Source organism: Lacinutrix sp. YIN62 (assembly GCF_057219185.1).
Genome location: NZ_JBXVVH010000016.1, coordinates 1 through 18,162, shown reverse-complemented (window position 1 = coordinate 18,162; position 18,162 = coordinate 1). Strand labels below are relative to the sequence as shown.

Annotated in this window: 19 protein-coding genes; 10 read left to right on the top strand and 9 right to left on the bottom strand. The window is 32.9% G+C overall.

Annotation, left to right across the window (positions count from 1 at the left end):
- Positions 1–3: 3 nt before the first annotated feature.
- From AC2D8I_RS11490 to AC2D8I_RS11480, 3 genes are all read left to right on the top strand, one after another.
- Entirely contained in the window at positions 4–960 is a 957-nt protein-coding gene (locus AC2D8I_RS11490; RefSeq protein WP_484706159.1) for a nicotinic acid mononucleotide adenyltransferase, read from the top strand.
- Positions 961–1,220: 260 nt separating this feature from the next.
- Positions 1,221–2,018 (top strand): TrmH family RNA methyltransferase, encoded by a 798-nt coding sequence (locus tag AC2D8I_RS11485; protein ID WP_484706158.1) that lies wholly within the window; start codon positions 1,221–1,223, stop codon positions 2,016–2,018.
- A gap of 3 nt (positions 2,019–2,021) precedes the next feature.
- Positions 2,022–3,254, top strand: a complete 1,233-nt coding sequence (locus AC2D8I_RS11480) for a M48 family metallopeptidase (protein WP_484706157.1) — start codon at positions 2,022–2,024, stop codon at positions 3,252–3,254.
- Positions 3,255–3,332: 78 nt separating this feature from the next.
- On the opposite strand, the gene AC2D8I_RS11475 is transcribed toward AC2D8I_RS11480, so the two are convergent.
- Positions 3,333–3,998, bottom strand: coding sequence for a M15 family metallopeptidase (locus tag AC2D8I_RS11475; RefSeq protein ID WP_484706156.1), 666 nt, complete (start codon positions 3,996–3,998; stop codon positions 3,333–3,335).
- Between the two features lie 45 nt (positions 3,999–4,043).
- Here AC2D8I_RS11475 and AC2D8I_RS11470 point away from each other — a divergent pair, with 45 nt between their 5' ends.
- Both AC2D8I_RS11470 and AC2D8I_RS11465 read left to right on the top strand, forming a co-directional pair.
- A complete protein-coding gene (locus AC2D8I_RS11470; RefSeq protein ID WP_484706155.1) occupies positions 4,044–4,637 on the top strand; it encodes an alpha-ketoglutarate-dependent dioxygenase AlkB family protein in 594 nt (197 codons plus the stop codon).
- Positions 4,638–5,020: 383 nt separating this feature from the next.
- A complete protein-coding gene (locus AC2D8I_RS11465; protein ID WP_484706154.1) occupies positions 5,021–5,950 on the top strand; it encodes an alpha/beta hydrolase in 930 nt (309 codons plus the stop codon).
- Between the two features lie 17 nt (positions 5,951–5,967).
- On the opposite strand, the gene nadD is transcribed toward AC2D8I_RS11465, so the two are convergent.
- The 3 genes from nadD to AC2D8I_RS11450 all read right to left on the bottom strand — a co-directional run bounded on the left by nadD (position 5,968) and on the right by AC2D8I_RS11450 (position 8,082).
- A complete protein-coding gene (nadD, locus tag AC2D8I_RS11460; RefSeq protein WP_484706153.1) occupies positions 5,968–6,546 on the bottom strand; it encodes a nicotinate (nicotinamide) nucleotide adenylyltransferase in 579 nt (192 codons plus the stop codon).
- Position 6,547: 1 nt separating this feature from the next.
- Positions 6,548–7,138: a guanylate kinase gene (gene gmk, locus AC2D8I_RS11455; protein WP_484706152.1), complete on the bottom strand. Its 591-nt coding sequence runs from the start codon at positions 7,136–7,138 to the stop codon at positions 6,548–6,550.
- Positions 7,139–7,224: 86 nt separating this feature from the next.
- Positions 7,225–8,082, bottom strand: a complete 858-nt coding sequence (locus tag AC2D8I_RS11450; protein ID WP_484706151.1) for a YicC/YloC family endoribonuclease — start codon at positions 8,080–8,082, stop codon at positions 7,225–7,227.
- 105 nt (positions 8,083–8,187) lie between these two features.
- Here AC2D8I_RS11450 and AC2D8I_RS11445 point away from each other — a divergent pair, with 105 nt between their 5' ends.
- Positions 8,188–8,667, top strand: a complete 480-nt coding sequence (locus tag AC2D8I_RS11445) for an acyl-CoA thioesterase (protein ID WP_484706150.1) — start codon at positions 8,188–8,190, stop codon at positions 8,665–8,667.
- Here the strand turns inward: AC2D8I_RS11445 and AC2D8I_RS11440 are convergent.
- From AC2D8I_RS11440 to AC2D8I_RS11430, 3 genes are all read right to left on the bottom strand, one after another.
- Entirely contained in the window at positions 8,656–9,558 is a 903-nt protein-coding gene (locus AC2D8I_RS11440) for a DMT family transporter (protein ID WP_484706149.1), read from the bottom strand. The two genes, AC2D8I_RS11445 and AC2D8I_RS11440, sit on opposite strands and share 12 nt — an antisense overlap.
- Before the next feature lie 56 nt (positions 9,559–9,614).
- Positions 9,615–9,977: an arsenate reductase family protein gene (locus AC2D8I_RS11435; protein WP_484706148.1), complete on the bottom strand. Its 363-nt coding sequence runs from the start codon at positions 9,975–9,977 to the stop codon at positions 9,615–9,617.
- Between the two features lie 207 nt (positions 9,978–10,184).
- Positions 10,185–11,609 (bottom strand): T9SS type A sorting domain-containing protein, encoded by a 1,425-nt coding sequence (locus tag AC2D8I_RS11430; protein WP_484706147.1) that lies wholly within the window; start codon positions 11,607–11,609, stop codon positions 10,185–10,187.
- 346 nt (positions 11,610–11,955) lie between these two features.
- Between AC2D8I_RS11430 and AC2D8I_RS11425 the strand changes: the two genes are divergently transcribed.
- Entirely contained in the window at positions 11,956–12,411 is a 456-nt protein-coding gene (locus AC2D8I_RS11425; protein ID WP_484706146.1) for a DinB family protein, read from the top strand.
- On the opposite strand, the gene AC2D8I_RS11420 is transcribed toward AC2D8I_RS11425, so the two are convergent.
- Positions 12,408–13,103 (bottom strand): DUF3298 and DUF4163 domain-containing protein, encoded by a 696-nt coding sequence (locus AC2D8I_RS11420; RefSeq protein WP_484706145.1) that lies wholly within the window; start codon positions 13,101–13,103, stop codon positions 12,408–12,410. The two genes, AC2D8I_RS11425 and AC2D8I_RS11420, sit on opposite strands and share 4 nt — an antisense overlap.
- A 163-nt stretch (positions 13,104–13,266) precedes the next feature.
- Here AC2D8I_RS11420 and AC2D8I_RS11415 point away from each other — a divergent pair, with 163 nt between their 5' ends.
- The 3 genes from AC2D8I_RS11415 to AC2D8I_RS11405 all read left to right on the top strand — a co-directional run bounded on the left by AC2D8I_RS11415 (position 13,267) and on the right by AC2D8I_RS11405 (position 17,210).
- Positions 13,267–14,406, top strand: a complete 1,140-nt coding sequence (locus AC2D8I_RS11415) for a cystathionine gamma-synthase (protein WP_484706144.1) — start codon at positions 13,267–13,269, stop codon at positions 14,404–14,406.
- Positions 14,407–14,487: 81 nt separating this feature from the next.
- Positions 14,488–15,441 (top strand): M28 family peptidase, encoded by a 954-nt coding sequence (locus AC2D8I_RS11410; RefSeq protein WP_484706143.1) that lies wholly within the window; start codon positions 14,488–14,490, stop codon positions 15,439–15,441.
- Positions 15,441–17,210 (top strand): MutS-related protein, encoded by a 1,770-nt coding sequence (locus AC2D8I_RS11405; protein ID WP_484706142.1) that lies wholly within the window; start codon positions 15,441–15,443, stop codon positions 17,208–17,210. Before AC2D8I_RS11410 ends, AC2D8I_RS11405 begins: the two co-directional genes overlap by 1 nt.
- Before the next feature lie 269 nt (positions 17,211–17,479).
- Here AC2D8I_RS11405 and AC2D8I_RS11400 read toward each other — a convergent pair whose 3' ends face one another.
- Positions 17,480–18,037, bottom strand: coding sequence for a hypothetical protein (locus tag AC2D8I_RS11400; protein WP_484706141.1), 558 nt, complete (start codon positions 18,035–18,037; stop codon positions 17,480–17,482).
- Between the last annotated feature and the right edge of the window lie 125 nt (positions 18,038–18,162).

Sequence of the window (18,162 nt, the reverse complement as noted above, 5' to 3'; positions counted from 1 at the left end):
ATTATGAGAATAACAAAACTACTTTCAGTATTTGCTCTAACAGCAACCCTACTTACCACTTCTTGCCACACAGAGGTTATTGTAGACGACCATATAATTGAAGCCCCAGGCATAAGCTTAGCACGGCTTTTAGATTCTTATGAATTATGGTATGTAGATATTAATAAAACCGTTGGCCCTGGAGAAACTTATTTTCTACAAATAGCCTTTACCATTTCTTTTAGAAACGGTCAATTGTACGCTAATAACAATTTAGTTGGTATTGGTAGTCAAGGAAATGGTTATGGTGTACCAATAGGAACCTTTGATGCTTACAACACTATTTTAGATGTTAACCATGTTATAGATGGTTATGAAAGTTTTGACGTATACCAAATAAACAGTAATACTATTGAACTTTACAATCCTTTTAATGATACTTCGTATTTTTTAAATGGCTACCAACGTTCAAACTTCGATTACGATTTTGTTTTCTACGATAATATTCATTATTTCTTACAAGAATATGAAGCTTGGGAAAAAACATACACCAGTATTTTTGGCACTTTTAATGAGTTTGATAGTGAAAATTACCTGCAATTTCTATCCAGTGGAAATGGCTCAACTTTTAGAAGTTCACAAGATCTCCTGGGCACAGACCCCAACAACTTAATTTGGGATTACACTGGCATTTACAATATAAATAATGTCCCTGGAAATATGTACCTAAAGACTTTAACATTAGATTATGATTTTTTCAACAATGATTTTTTTGAATTAAGCGTTATTAATGATGAAACAATAGAACTACTACACCCCTCATCTGGAACAGTGTACGAATTTAAAGGCAGAGGCTATATTCAATTTCTAAAAACAGGAACAACTTTGGATAAATCTAAATCTCCTACACAGAAGAAACGTAAACAACGTAGTCCTAGAAAAGAAAACCCGCGTGAAAACACACGTGAAAAAATAGAATAAAAACACATAAAATTAGTTTATTAAAGTTTTGGTTGGTTAGTTTAGAAACTGCTCAAAGAGAAATCTTTAAGCAGTTTCTTTTTACATAAAATTCATTTTACCATTCTGTAACACATCTATTACAAAAAACAAGACCTCTCAAAAAGCCAAACACACTAGTAGCTACTTATTTCAGATTAAGACGCTTAAAAACAAGTTTCATATTTATAAGAAACCATTGATTTAACTTAAATTTGCCTAATAAATCGCAATTTTAGAAAATGGTTTCCAAGAAAATTAGTAGCGCAAAAAACCCTTTAATCAAGCAAATTGTTCTCTTAAAAGAAAAATCTCGTGAACGCAAAAAAACAAACCGTTTTATTGTGGAAGGCGTACGTGAATTACAATTAGCGATAACGGGGCAATATTGTATTGAAAGTGTTTTTTATTTTCCTGAGTTATTTTCTGAAACGCAATTACAATCCTTAAAAACACAAGCCAATTACATTGAAATCACCAAAGAGGTGTATCAAAAAATAGCTTATAGAGAAACTACAGAAGGTATTATTGCCATAGTAAAAGGAAAAACCAATACAATTAATACCCTTACATTAAAAAACAAAACCCCATTAATATTAATAGCAGAAGCTCTGGAAAAACCAGGAAATATAGGCGCCCTATTACGTACTGCGGATGCTGCTAACGTAGATGCTGTAATTATAGCCAATCCAAAAACCGATTTATACAACCCCAATATTATCCGTTCTAGCGTAGGCTGTCTCTTTACCAATCAAATTGCTACGGGCACTACTATGGAAATTATACAGTTTCTAAAAAACAAAAACATTGGTATTTATACCGCTATCTTACAAGAGTCTGTAGCTTACCACACTCAAGATTTCACAAAACCGACAGCCATTGTCGTTGGCACAGAAGCCACTGGACTCAGTAATGAATGGAGAACGCACGCCACTAGAAACATTAGCATCCCCATGCAAGGTGCAATAGATTCAATGAATGTATCTGTTGCCGCAGGCATTCTTATTTTTGAAGCAAAAAGACAACGCAATTTTAAATAACAAATGACACCTCAAATACTATTTTACATATTAATAGCCATTCTAATCCTCAATTTTATTGCCGATAAGATTATTAATGCGCTGAATGCAAAACATTATAATGATCCTATTCCTAAAGAATTAAATGATGTTTATGACGAAACTGAATATAAAAAATCTCAAAAATATAAAAACACCAATTACAGGTTCAGCCTCTTAACATCAACCTTCTCTATAGTATTAACCGTATGTTTTTTCTTTTTTAAAGGTTTTGCATTTGCAGATGAAATCGCTAGAAATCTATCCTCTAACACAATACTCATTACGTTATTATTTTTTGGCATTATTATAATAGGTAGCGACATTATCTCCACACCCTTTTCTTACTACAAAACTTTTATTATCGAAGAGCGGTTTGGGTTTAACAAAACCACGAGAAAAACATTTTTTTTAGACAAAATTAAAGGCTGGTTAATGACTACTATTATTGGTGGCGGTATTCTTGCGCTCTTAACTTGGCTCTACCAATTTACAGGGGCTTATTTTTGGGTTTACGCATGGGGATTGATTACCCTTTTTATTACAATTACTAATATTTTTTATTCCCGACTCATCGTTCCTTTGTTTAATAAACAAACGCCTTTAGAAGCTGGCCCTTTACGCTCAGCAATTTCTAATTATGCTCAAACAGTTGGTTTTAGTCTTGATAAAATTTTTGTTATCGATGGCTCCAAACGTAGCACAAAAGCAAATGCCTATTTCTCTGGTTTTGGAAGCGAAAAACGCGTCACACTTTACGATACCCTAATCAACGATTTGGAAGACGAAGAAATTGTTGCCGTTTTAGCACATGAAATTGGGCATTACAAACGTAAGCACATCATTTTTAATTTACTAACCTCTATTTTATTAACAGGGCTCACACTATACCTTTTATCCCTTTTTATAAGTAATCCGCTACTTTCGGAAGCTTTGAGCGTTAAAAGGTCCAGCTTCCATATTGGCTTAATAGCTTTTGGTATTTTATATAGCCCACTATCGGAACTTACAGGGTTGATAATGCACTGGTTTTCGCGTAAGTTTGAATTTCAAGCAGACAACTATGCAAAAAATACCTATAAGGCCGCACCACTTATTAGTGCTTTAAAAAAGCTTTCTAAAAATAGTTTAAGCAACCTTACCCCACATAAAACTTATGTGTTTATGCATTATTCCCACCCAACCTTATTAAAACGAGTTTTAAATCTAAAAGGATAAGCTTAGCTCAACTCTGAACTATTATATTAATTCATTATTAAATAAAAATATCGCTAAAACTTACAATACAAATAAAAATCACTCGACCTTAAAATTAAAATACTGATTCCTAAAAGGCTCTCCCTTTAATGTAAAATGCCACCATTCTTTAGAGTAGTTCCTAAACCCATTATCTAGCATTATAGATTGTAATAAACGTCTGTTTTTTCTTTGTTCTGGGCTTAAATTATTATTTACCACCCAAGACGCTTTTCCAAAAAAATCGTAAGGCGACCCCATATCTAACGTTTTACCCGTTTTTAAACTCACAATAGTAACATCTAGAGTACTACCACTACTGTGCCTTGATTTTGACGCGATATAGCCCTTTTTAAACAATTCTTTTTTTTCTACCTCAGGATAGAACACCGCTTTCATAAGCGTATCATTATTTTGTTTTACCCAACGCATAAAATGATTCACCGATTGTTGTGGTCTATAGGCATCGTAAATTTTAATAGCCAAACCTTGTTCATTCAGCTTATTCTGAATTTTTTTTAATGCTAAAGCTGCGTCTTGTGTTAGTATTGCTTTATTTTCAACATACCCATCTATAACCGCTCCTATAAAGTTATTTTCTGAACAGTAACGTAATTCTACTTGTATATTAGGAATAACATCTTTAACATACACAAACCCTTTTGGAAGTTGCGCATAACACAAAGACGTAAACCATATTAGAAAAAAGGCTATTTTTAATCGCATAGTTCTATTTTTATAAGCTAATTTAGAAAAAATTATAATTTAGCTATGTTTCCGCCAGAAGAAATAAACCTTCAATTACCTGATTCTAACATTAGTTACCATCCGCAATTTTTTAGCGAAGCTGAAGCTACACATTATTTTAAAACCTTACTAAAGCACATTGTTTGGCAACAAGATGATATTACTATTTTTGGCAAAACATACGCACAACCGCGTCTTACAGCCTTATTTGGAAACAACAATAAACCCTATAGTTATTCTAACATCACTATGTTTCCAACGAAATTTAACGATTGCTTATTAGAGATCAAGCATAGGGTTGAAACTAAAACAAACCTTAGCTTTACCACTTGCTTAGCCAATCTCTACAGAGATGGGCAGGACAGTAATGGCTGGCATTCGGATAATGAAAAAGCACTTGGTAAAAATCCAACAATAGCTTCGGTTTCTTTTGGAGCATTGCGTTTCTTTAGCTTTAAACATAAAAGCAAGAAAACGCTAAAACAAAAACTACTTTTAGAAAACGGGAGTTTACTAATAATGAAAGACGAAACTCAAGAACATTGGTTACATCAAGTTGCAAAAACAAAAAAAGAAGTAGGGCCTAGAATAAATTTAACCTTTAGAATTTTACAATAATATATAAAACAACAAAGCTGAGGTCCCTCAACCTCAGCTTATAGTATTTGCAAAATGTGCATTGTTAGATTTAGTATTGCTATATCAACAAGATAGCGATGCAAATATTAATTAATTAATCCATTGAACTAAAAGTATGTGATTTTAGTACATAACAAACATACAACTATAAGCTAACACAACGGCTAAAACGTGTTAATATTCGATAAAATGCACTTAATTTTAACATAATTTAGATGTTTCGTTTAAATTATTCGTCAAACAGTATTCTTTTTAATCAAAATACAAATCAAATTATAGAACATAAATAAATGTAAATTTGTGTTTATCAAGTCTATTACCTATATTATATTTTTAAAATCACTTGCTAAAAACCCTTTAAAATGAGACAAAACGTTTTTTTTCTTTTCGCTCTAATGAGTTTATCCTTATTCGCTCAAAAAAACACAGTCACAAGTCATAATATTGCCATTAACAATTTAATAGATGGTACGCTATTAACACCAAATAACATTGTTAAACCTGTTTTAGTTATTATAATAGCTGGTTCTGGACCTACAGATAGAAACGGAAACCAGAACTTCCTAATGAATAACACCTTAAAAAAGCTTGCTTTGGGTTTAGCCAGTGAAGACATCGCTACATTTAGATATGACAAACGTATTGTAAAACAAATACGCATGGGAAGTGTAGACAAAAATATTGTATTCGATGATTTTGTAACGGATGCAACTTCTGTGATTGATTATTTTAAAAAAACAAAAAGCTACAGTAAAATATTCGTTGCTGGGCATAGCCAAGGCAGCCTTGTTGGTTTATTAGCAGCAAAAGACAACGCTGATGGTTTTATTTCTCTTGCAGGTGCTGGCCAATCTATAGATAAAGTCATTATTGAGCAAATATCTAAAACAGCACCTACACTTACTGAAGACACCAAAAAGACCTTAAGCATTTTAAAAGCAGGTAAAACAACTAACACTTACCCGCAAGCGTTAAGCTCTATATTTAATAAAGACATACAGCTTTTTATGATAAACTGGATGTCTTATGACCCTCAAGAGGAAATCAAGAAATTAGAGATGCCTATTCTTATTATAAATGGTACAAAAGACCTTCAGGTAACTAAAGCCGAAGCAACGCTTTTAGCAACAGCAGCACCTAAAGCAACATTCATAATTATACCAAAAATGAATCACGTTCTTGTTCCTATTGAAGGGGATACGTTAGAAAATGGTAAATCTTACAATGAGCCGCTACGCGAATTATCTCCCGAACTATTGGAAGCCATTATTACTTTTGTTAAGCAAGATTAGTTTTAATTGATTAATCTCTATTTATAAAAATTCATCTCATCCAAATAATCCCAAACATTTTCTGGAAGTAGCGGCTTAACATTTTTCCCTTCTTTTATTGCATTACGGATAAGCGTGGATGAGATTTCCATAATAGGCGCTTCGACTTTATGTATTTTTTTATGATTAGCAAAACGTACTTCGGTAACACCCTCTGAGCGTCTTGGGTACACATAAATATTGTGATACTCTAAAATAAGCTCATAGTTTTTCCACTTATGAAACCCTTTCAAATTATCTTCGCCCATAATTAGGGAAAATTGATTCTTAGGATATTTCTCTTTTAAATACGTTAAAGTATTTATAGTATAGTTAGGCTGAGATAAACTAAACTCAATATTACTAGGCTTTAATTTTTCATAATCCTTTGTTGCTAAATACACCATTTCTAAACGTTGAAAATTATCTAAAAGGGTACTCTTCTTTTTAAAAGGGTTATGTGGCGTAACGACAAACCATATTTGATCTAAATCACTATTTTCAACCATTTGATTAGCAATAACCAAATGCCCAATATGAATGGGATTGAAAGATCCAAAATAAAGCCCTACATTCATCCTACTTTGCGTTTAAGTAATTACCAACGACCTTCTCGGCTTCGCTTAAAGCCTTATCTAAGTTATCGTTTTCGATTATAATATCAAAAAGCGGTGCTGTTGCTAATTCGGCTGGAGCTTTAGCGACGCGCATACTAATTTTATCTTCACTTTCTTCACCTCTATCTTTAAGACGTCTTATTAACTCATTTAAATCTGGTGGTTTTACGAAGACGGCCAATGTTTGATCTGGAAATTTTCTTTTAATTCGCAATCCTCCAGAAACATCAATATCAAAAATAACATGCTTACCAAGCGCCCAAATACGCTCTACTTCGGATTTTAAAGTCCCGTAAAAATTATCTCTATAAACTTCTTCCCATTCTAAAAAATTTTCATCCTTTATATGTTGTTTAAAATCTTTTAGGGATAAAAAATAATAATCTTTAGCATGTACTTCCTTCCCTCGCTTTTCTCTTGATGTTGCAGAAATTGAAAACGCTAAGTTTAATGCTTCTTGTTTTAGCAAATGCCTTACTAGAGTTGTCTTACCAGAGCCTGAAGGCGCAGAGAATACAATTAACTTTCCTTTATTGCTATTATTTTTACTCACGAATAATTATTTTAATAAATGATGAAGCACAATAAATAGAGTGCAGATCATTTAGGTTTAAGGTATTCCTCTTTATTTTTTATTAATTACAGCACGTTTAAGAGCTGCTCTTTAATCTTTTCTAATTCATCCTTCATTTGCACCACCAATTGTTGCATTGGAGCATAGTTACTTTTTGAACCAATGGTGTTAATTTCGCGTCCCATCTCTTGACCTATAAATCCAAGTTTTTTTCCATTAGATTCTTTTGAGTTTAAAGCTTCTAAAAAATAATTCAAATGATTTTTTAAACGCACCTTCTCTTCAGTTATGTCAAACTTCTCGATATAGTATACCAACTCTTGCTCAAAACGATTCTCATCATATTTTTCACGAAGCTCCTCTACTCCTTTTCTTAATCGCTCACGCACGCCTTCTATACGTTCTGGATCCATAATAACAACTTGTTCTAGAAGGTTTTGTATATTTTTAATGCGGTTTTTAAAATCCGCTTCCAAAACCTTACCTTCATCAAGTCTATAGTCTTTTATATTTTTTATTGCGGAATGAATTTCTTCCTGTATTACTTTCCATTCTTCTTCATCTATTGCTTCACGCTCTGTATTTAACGCATCTGGAAAACGCACAGCCATTTTTAAAAGTTCGATGGCTTCACCATCGGTAACTTCTTTAAGCTGTTTTATATATTGTTTTACAACAGGCGTATTTATTTTGGTTGACGTGTCTTCGGCTGTGGTTTCTACATAAATAGAAAAATCGATCTTACCACGTTCTAACTCTTTTGCCATAACCTTTCTAATAGCCAATTCTTTCTCTCTATAGATGGAAGGCATTCGCGCATTCAAATCTAGGTTTTTGCTATTGAGAGATTTCAACTCTATTGTAATTTTTTTAGTTGGCAACTGCACTACAGATTTGCCATAACCTGTCATTGAATGTATCATAAATTATTTATAAAAGTTGTGCAAAGGTAATGAAAACAGAAACTTTACAAAAGACCAAGATTTATTGCCTTAATTTATTTTAAATTTGTAACTTAAAATAAAACTATGTACACAAAAGAATTCGAGATACGCTGGAGTGATATTGATGCTAATAGACACTTAGCAAATGCTGCTTATATTAATTTTATGAGCCACACACGAATGGCTTTTCTCGTTGAAAACGGATTCACCATGCAAGAAATGGTAAGTTTTGGTGTAAGTCCTGTTGTTTTTTATGAACACATACATTATTTTAAGGAAGCTTTTCACGGACAACCTATTACCGTAAGTTTAGAAGTTTCAGGCTTAAGTAAAGATGGTATGTTTTTTAGATTTGACCATAATTTTTACAATCATAAAGGTGAAAACTTAGCCTATTGTGAAATACTTGGCGCTTGGATAGACCTTAAAACCCGAAAACTAGCTGGTCTTCCGGAACCATTATTAGCATTAACCAAAACCTTTCCAAGGTCAGAAAACTATAAAATATTATCCAAAGAAGACACCAGACTTTATGACAGAAAACCAAAAAATCTAAGCCTCTAATTTTGGTTTTTTTGTCACTAAATACACTCCCATAAATATTAAAACAGAAGCAATTAATTTGACTCCCGTTAAACTATCGCTCCCCATAATAATAGCAAAAATCCCTGCAATAACTGGCTGCATATAGATAAAAATACTTACCGTAGATGCTTTTAAGTGCCGTAATGCCAAAGGGTTTAAAGTATAAGTTCCAAACGTAGCGCCTACCACAACAAAGGCTACTGAAAAATAAGCATAAGGTGTAAAGCGCCCCCAATCGGTTGCCATTAACTCTCCAAGCCCAAAAGGTATGACCATGACTAAACCGAAAAGAAAAAGCCATTTAATAAAAGTAAAAGGGTGGTATTTATTGGTTAATTTTTTAATAATAATAATATATATACTATAAGCCGTAACATTTATTAATATAAAAAGGTTCCCTAACGCAATGTTATCTCCAGGCAATGATGATTTCCCATAAACAGTTAATACTATAGCTCCCACGAATGCCAGTAACACACCAATAATTTTTAGTGATGTTATTTTTTCTTTCAAAAAAAAGGAAGACATAATCAATACTAAAATAGGTGTAATTGTTACAATTACCGATGCATGAATGGGTGTTGTATAGCGCAAGCCTTTTATAAACAAAAGCATGTTTATGGCCACTCCAAAAAGGGCTCCAAAAAAGAATGTAAGATAATCTTTTTTGTCTATTTTTTCTTTTGGCCCAATAAAACTAAACACCCAAAATAATGCGGTTGCTCCGGCAACTCTGACCAGCACAAAGGCTAATGGTTTTAAAAAGCCTCCCGTTAACACGTCCTTCGCGAAAGTAAAATTTAACCCATAAAGTAATTGCACTGCAAAAGCAGCAATTAAAGCCCAAATTCTAATATTTATTTGTTTCATATCTCTATGAGTTTCCAGAATAGAAACCCCATTTATCTTTATTACAAGAACGTTCTTTAGCTTTTTAAATTTTCTAAAGCCTGTTTTGCTGCTGCTACATTTTTTTTAGAATTCCCTACATATATAGCGCCATTAATAATCATTACAGGGCGACTTAAAAAAGTATAATGCTCTAAGATATAACGTTTATAATCTAATGCCTGCAGTTCTTTATCCTTCAACCCCATAGATTTATAGAGGGTAGCGCGTTTGCTAAATAAAGCTTCATAACTTCCTGCCATATTTTTCATCTCTTCTAATTGCGCAGCTGTTATCGCTTCTTTTTTTATGTCTTGTAAAATAAAACTTGAAGGCACATCCAATTCTTTTAGAATACGAATACAAGTACTACAACTTTTTAAATAATATATCTTATTCATCGCATTATTGCTTTTAAACGTTGCAAAGTAAATTCATTTTAAGCGAAACCACTAACTTAAATTCTTTATTTTTTAGAGTTCATTTTCTGTTATTTAGCTGATAATTTTACTGTATGTACCAAACAACACAAGACACTGTTGCAAGTCAAACAAATAACTTACAAAAGCATCTTGATAAATACATTTACATTTGTGCTATCCTTATAATTACTCTATAACAGCTTGCTTTGTGATGCGCCCTTTATTTGTTGTTAATTGAATATAATATATTCCTTTAGGTAAAGCACTAACATCTATACTAGCATTATCTTTAGGACTTTGCATTGTTTGACCTAAAGCATTATAAATAAATACATTTTCTAACTCTATATTTTCACTTAATTCAATATGGATTGCTTTTGATGCTGGATTAGGATAAACGACTACATCTTCCTTTAAAGCATCATTGGTAGCAGTAAAAGTAGAAAGCGTTATTTCTGACAGGTCAAAAACACGTACTTGTCCGGAACTATTACCATGAGCATCATCTGCACCTATTGCAACAATATTACCATTACTAGATAAACTAACACTTACCCCGAATTGAGTACCAACAGTCTGCCCTACTATATTCTCCCCTATTTGCATCCATTCATTTTCTACATTCTCAAAAACCTTTATATAGCCTAAATCTTCAGTACCAAAACCATTATTTTCAACAGCTCCTACTGCCATAATAGCACCATCATCAGATAAACTAACACTCCATCCTAACCTATCCACAGGCCCTTCTCCTATAATATCCTCTCCTATTTGTACCCACTCATTATCTATAATCTTAAAAGCTTGCACAAGTCCTGGCTCTGCAGTTGTAGTCCCTGGTGAACCTACTGCTATAACTTCACCGCTACCAGATAAGCTAAGGCCAAGTCCAAAACCACCTCCATTAGTCTCTTCATTAATATCACTACCGACTTGCACCCATTCATCATCTATATTATCAAAAACACGTACGACGTAATCATTAAGCGTTCCGCTAGCAGCTAATCTAGTTCCATCGTCAGACAGACGCACTAACCTTCCAAAAAAATCTCCAGGCTGCCCATTAATATCATCTCCAACTTGCACCCATCCGCCGTCAATATTTCTCAAAACTCTCACATAACCTGAATTAGGAAACCCTTGAAATGGGGAACCAAATGCAACAACACTACCATCATTAGATAAGCTAACACTAAATAAATGTAAACCGACATTAATATCATCTCCTACTTGCATCCATTCTCCGCCAATATTTTCAAAAATCAGCACGCGAGCTCTACTATTTCTAAGCCCCCAAACACTTATTGCAACAACAGTCCCATCACCCGATAAGCCAACCTCTAATCCTAGATTATCTCTAAAGTTTCCATCAATAGCATTCCCTATTTGCATCCATTCTCCGTCTATATTTTCATAAACCTGTACACTTCCTGAATCAAGACCATTACCATCATTGTAAGGTGCGCTCACTGCCATAATATTTCCATTACTAGACAGGCTAACACTTTGCCCAAATCGATCGCCATTAGCTTCTCCATTAATATTTTGTCCGATTTGAATTTGCCCAAATAAAAAAAGAGGGAATATTGTAAAAAGTAATATTTTTTTCATTTTTATAGTATATTTTAATTATTAGGTATTTAGTTTAAGTTCATTTATGCTTCATGTATAATAGTCTCTATTTTATGTTTTGGACGCTCAAAAAAAATAAAGCTTTCATAATAATAGTCCTTTAATTAAGTCTATTTAGGTTCCAAATTAACTTTGATCGTTAATTAATTTTGATCGCTTTTTAATTTTAACAAAAACCAAAAGAAACTTAACATTTTTAATGTGACCTAGTAAGCATAACTCATAGTTACATTAACATATTATTAACTAATCTCATGTTTTTTAAAGACGCTTAACCCACTATAAAAACTTAAAATCGACTATTTTTACTCAAAAAAATAACATTATGAATTTTGCTTTTGATCTGACTATAAAAAACAGACTGCTTTTTAAAGCTCTTTTAGAGAATCTTACATTAAAAGAGTTAAACACCGTCCCTAAAGGATTTAAAAACAATATTTTCTGGAATGCTGCACATATTGTTGTTACCCAACAATTATTAGTTTATAAATTATCCGGAATTCCTATGTTGGTATCGGAAGACTTAGTAGAGCAATATAAAAAAGGCACAAAAAGTGAACATAAAGCCACCCAAAAGGAAGTTGATGAAATAAAAAAACTACTGTTTTCTACTATAGAAAAAACAAAAGAAGATTATACAGCCAATATATTTAAAAACTATACAGAATATACTGTCTCAACAAAAAGCACATTAACCAATGTAGACGAAGCTATTGCTTTCAATAATTTCCATGAAGGCATTCACCTAGGGTATGTTTTAGCTTTAAAAAAATCCATTTAAACTTTTAAATACTTATTCGCCACTTCGTAAGGAATCGTAAATTCTACTGGTTCCTCGGAGGGGATGTAAGTATCGTAGAAAATGATAACGCCATCATCGCTAAATCCTAATGTTTTTGGAAGCTGAAAACCTTTCCCTTTAAAATCCACATTAGGGTTTTCATAATTAAACAGCTCTTTATTATAATACCGCTCAACTAGGGTTTTAAAAGCAGCCTCATCACGAACTAAATCACTAACAAATAACTCTTTCCCCGTCGTAACATCGAAATTAAAAAACCTCATAACAATACTACTATGCGCACCGCCAGTGTTAATACTTGAACTCATAGCAATACTAACGACAAGTTCATTTTTATAAAGCACTTCCCCTTCAACAACAGCTTCCCAAGAAGGTAAATCTGTTAATAGCAGCTCTTCCATTTGTGTTTTAAATGCTTTATAAGAATCATTAAAATCAGAAATACTCTCTTTTATCGTTTCTTTTCTATCCTTGGAGGCGTCTATATTTAGGGCAGAGTTTGTAAATGCGAGCAATGCTTTATTTATCTGTTTAGACGGCTCCCCTTCACCTTCTGCCTTAGGGATATTTATTTCTACTACTGTTTCACCTTCAGCTAAAATAGAGCTTTCAGAAAATTTAAGTACAGCTTCTTTTTTACAAGAATAAAGCGTTATTAAACAAAATAGCACGCTTGCTAGTTTTATTCTTTTGAATAGGGAATTGTTAAACATGAATTAAAGGCATTGTTTACATTTGAATACAACGAATTAAAAACTATTTTTGTTGTAATCAAAACTTTTAGAACGAAAACAGAATTATTAATCTGTCTTCTACAAAAATACAAACAAATAGATGAAATTTAATACAAAAACAATACACGGTAAACAAAAGCATGACCCTGCCTACGGTGCGGTAATGCCTCCTATATATCAAACGTCTACCTATGCGCAATCTACACCAGGCGGCCATAAAGGATTTGAATATTCTCGAACACACAACCCTACGCGTGAGGCTTTAGAAAATGCCTTTGCTAGCATTGAGAATGGAGCGTTTGGATTAGCCTTTGGTTCTGGTTTAGCAGCCATAGATGCCGTAATGAAATTATTAAAACCTGGAGATGAAGTAATTTCTACCAACGATCTGTATGGTGGCTCTTACCGATTATTCACCAAAATTTTCCAAGGTTTTGGTATCAAATTTAACTTTATTGGAATGCAGAATGCCTCCAATATCGAATCGTATATAAACAAGAATACGAAATTAATTTGGGTTGAAACTCCAACCAATCCAATGATGAATATTATAGACATAAAAGCAACAGCTAGCATTGCTAAAAAACACGCTATTTTATTGGCTGTTGATAACACTTTTGCGACACCTTACCTACAACAACCGCTAGATTTAGGCGCAGATATTGTTATGCACTCTGCTACTAAATATATAGGAGGGCATAGTGATTTAGTAATGGGTGCTTTAATTGTTAAAGACAAAGACTTAGCAGACAGATTATACTTTATCCAAAATGCTAGTGGTGCTGTTTGTGGACCACAAGATTCATTTTTAGCATTAAGAGGAATTAAAACACTGCATGTAAGAATGCAACGCCATTGTGAAAATGGAAAAGCTGTTGCCGAGTATTTGGCTGCACACCCAAAGGTTGAAAAAGTCTATTGGCCAGGCTTTGAAAACCACCCTAATCATGAAATTGCTAAATCACAAATGAAAGATTATGGGGGTATGATTTCCTTTACTACTAAAGGGAACAATTATAACGAAGCCATAAAAACGGTTGAAAACTTAAAGTTATTCACATTAGCGGAGTCTTTAGGTGGTGTTGAATCTCTTTCTGGTCATCCTGCGAGTATGACGCATGCAAGCATTCCTAAAGAAGAACGCGAAAAAACAGGAGTTGTAGACTCTTTAATTAGATTAAGCGTTGGTATTGAAGATATCGAAGATTTAATTAATGACTTAAAGCAAGCTTTAGGTTAGAAACACATCAACATACTACAGTCTTGTTTTTTTCAAGCTGTAGTATGTTTGTATTACAAAAGTCCCTTAAACATCTAAACTATGAGTCGGCAATTCATCTTATTTACCGTATTTACTTCTTTTATTATATTTCAATCTGGAGCTCAATCTAAAGAAACACCTAAAAAAGCGACTACTCCCACGCAACAAGTAGCAAAAAATTATTCATTTCATCCCGATTCGCTTTTACACCATGTTAAAACCTTATCGTCTGATGCTTTTGAAGGAAGAAGAACAGGAACAGAAGGTGCAAAAAAAGCAAAAAACTATATTATTAAACAGTTTAAGTCTTTAAATGTAGCTCCCTATTTAGGAACTTATGAGCAAGATTTCAAGTTTAAAAATCGAGGACATATTTATCATGGTTCTAACGTATTAGGATTCATAAAAGGCAGTCAACCCAAAGACGGCTACATTATAATAACGGCGCATTATGATCATGAAGGGATTAAAAAAGGTAAAATATATAATGGTGCCGATGATGATGCTTCTGGTATAAGCGCTTTATTTGCTTTTGCCGATTTTTTCACTAAAAACCCTCCAAAGCACAATATAATATTAGCCGCTTTAGATGCTGAAGAATTAGGACTAAAAGGAGCCTATCATTTTGTTGAGAGTAATATTGTTCCTCATAAAGACATGGTATTAAATATTAATATGGATATGATTAGCCGTAGTGATAAAAAAGATCTTTATGTTGTTGGCACGCGATACACAGAACGATTTACGCCTATAATAAACAGCTTTATGAATTTAGAGTCTGTACACTTAAAAATAGGTCATGATGGGACAGACGGTAAAGACAACTGGACATTCTCTAGTGATCATGCTGCGTTTCATAAAGCCAAAATCCCATTTTTGTATTTCGGGGTTCCGGACCATAAAGATTATCATAAACCTACAGATGATTTTGAAAATATCCACCCTCAGTTTTATAAAGATGTTGTGCAAACTATTATCGCTATTTTTAAAAAATTAGATGCAATGCCACTATAATGACGGAACCAAAACACTATTATCAACAACAATTAGACCTGTATAAAGTAACAGTTACAAGCTTAAAAAAACGTCTCATTACGCTTAGTCTTTTAAGGTTATCTGTGTTTTTAATAACAGGAATCGCGATCTACTTTACCACTAATCTATGGCAAATAGCTATACTTATTGGCGTATTTGGCTTAGGGCTTTTTCTCTTTTTGCTTTCAAAATACACAAATTTAAAGACTAAAAAAGATTTAAATGAAGCCTTAGTTTCCATTAATGCTGAGGAACTCAAAATTGCCGCTGGAGATTTCCACGACAGAAAGGATGGCGCTTCATTTCAAGATCCTAATCATTTTTATAGTTTGGACATTGATTTATTTGGAAGGGGTTCTTTTTTTCAATTTATGAATAGATCGGTTACCAAAGAAGGTATTAAAACATTAGCCAATACACTTACAGCAAACGATACAAATGCCATAGTTGCTCGCCAAGAAGCCATTACTAATCTGTCGTCTAAACCGAAATGGAGGCAACATTTTTCGGCAACCGCATCTTTAATATCTACAGAAACACCCATAGCGCATATTACAGCATGGTTAACATCATACAAATCACACTTACCAGCTATTTTTAACTGGCTGCCTTTGGCCTTTAGTATTGCCTCTCTATTAATATTCACGTTAATGCTAACCAATATTATTAGCCCACTCGTTTTAGTATATTGGTTACTTATAGGCCTAGGTATTACTGGGCGTTATATTAAAAGAACCAACGCTTTAGCTTCTAAAACTAGTAAAATTAAAGATACCTTTCGTCAATATTCTCAATTACTAAATCTTATAGAAAACGAAACCTTTACATCGGCTTTACTCATAGAAAAACAAAAGCAGATCCAATCTAAAAACAAACACGCTTCGGTTATATTTAAAGAGTTTTCTAAATATATTGACGCTTTAGACAATAGAAACAATATCATCTCTGCTATTTTAGGTAATGGGTTCTTTCTTTGGGATACCAAACAAACCTATAAAATAGAACAATGGATTGCCTCATACAGCAGTACTGTTACGCATTGGTTTGAAGTTATTTCTTTTTTCGATGCTTATAATTCCTTAGGAAATTATACTTTTAACCATCCTGAATTTACAATTCCTCAAATTAGCACAGAAAAAACGGCCATAAAAGCTAATGCTTTAGGGCATCCATTACTAAAAACTAACAAACGTGTGGATAGTGATCTTCAAATCAATACTAAAGATTTTTTTATAGTAACTGGGGCTAATATGGCTGGAAAAAGCACTTTTCTTCGCACAGTCTCTTTACATATTGTTATGGCAAATGTTGGCTTGCCTATTTGTGCTAAAAAAAGCACATACTCACCCGTAAAGCTTATTACAAGTATGCGTACCAATGATTCTCTTACAGATGAGAGTTCGTATTTCTTTTCTGAATTAACCCGTTTAAAATTTATTGTAGACACCATACAAGAAGAACCTTATTTTATTATTCTAGACGAAATATTAAAAGGCACCAACAGTACAGATAAAGCAATAGGCTCTCGTAAGTTTGTTGAAAAGCTAGTAGCTTCGAATGCTACAGGAATTATTGCGACACATGATTTGAGTCTTTGTGAAATTGAAGGCCATTTAAAGCAAGTAAAAAACTACTATTTTGATGCAAAAATTATAAACGATGAATTGCATTTTGACTACACCTTAAAACACGGTATTTGTCAAAATATGAATGCAAGCTTCCTACTACAAAAAATGGATATTATTTAACATTTCTATTACTATATACAAGTTTAAACAAAAAAAGAAACCTTATTCTCTAAAGTTTCTTTTTTGATTTACAAGTATCATTGTCCTTACATTTTGATTTGATTTTTGAACGAACTCAAATCTATAACAACATAGAAACTAAAGCCAGTAAGATTAATAACTATGCGAATGAGACCTATCTTTCCATACAAGATGCCAAATCTTCATTTTATAAAATATTCTTTAAAAAATTGTGAGGTCTCATATTGATGATCTACCATCCTTAACTTCTATTTATTTTCTAAAAGTTTTAACAGTTTTTCGACTTTGTCCAACCTACGTTCTAAAGCTTTATTCTTGGCACTTTCCTTTTTTAATTGTGCTTTAGTATTTTTAGCAGATTGATTAGTATTTATTGTAGATAATTTTAAATTAAGTCTATCTAATTCTTTTTGCTGCTCTATTGTATACAAGGTTAGTTCTTCTATTTTTTGAAGTAATTTTAGGTTCATTTCCTTTAATTTAATCCCGTTGTCTTTCATCTCCTTAGCCGATGGTATTTCTGGCAAGTGATTATTAGCCTTTGTAAAAGCCTCTACCTCTTGAAGTGTTGGCATCTGGTAACTTGGATTTAATTTAGATTTGCCATTAAAATACTTTTCGAAAACATAATCGGGGCTTTGACGTAAAATATTTAATACTGCTTTGGTTTTGGTTAGTTTTTCAATACTTAATGTTACGCGTAAGCTTTCTAACTTATTTAGCTGTAAACCGCCTAAAATGTGTAATTCTAGGTCTTTAGTCTTATAATAATAATCGTTTGGGTTGCTTGTGTTTAGAGTAGCCATATTTTTAGTGTGCCAATATCATACACTACAAATATACTTTTAATGTTCTTTTTAGACAACAATAAATTATCATTTTAGAACATATTTTGATAAAAGTATTGTTTTTGACTACTTTTGTGTAGATT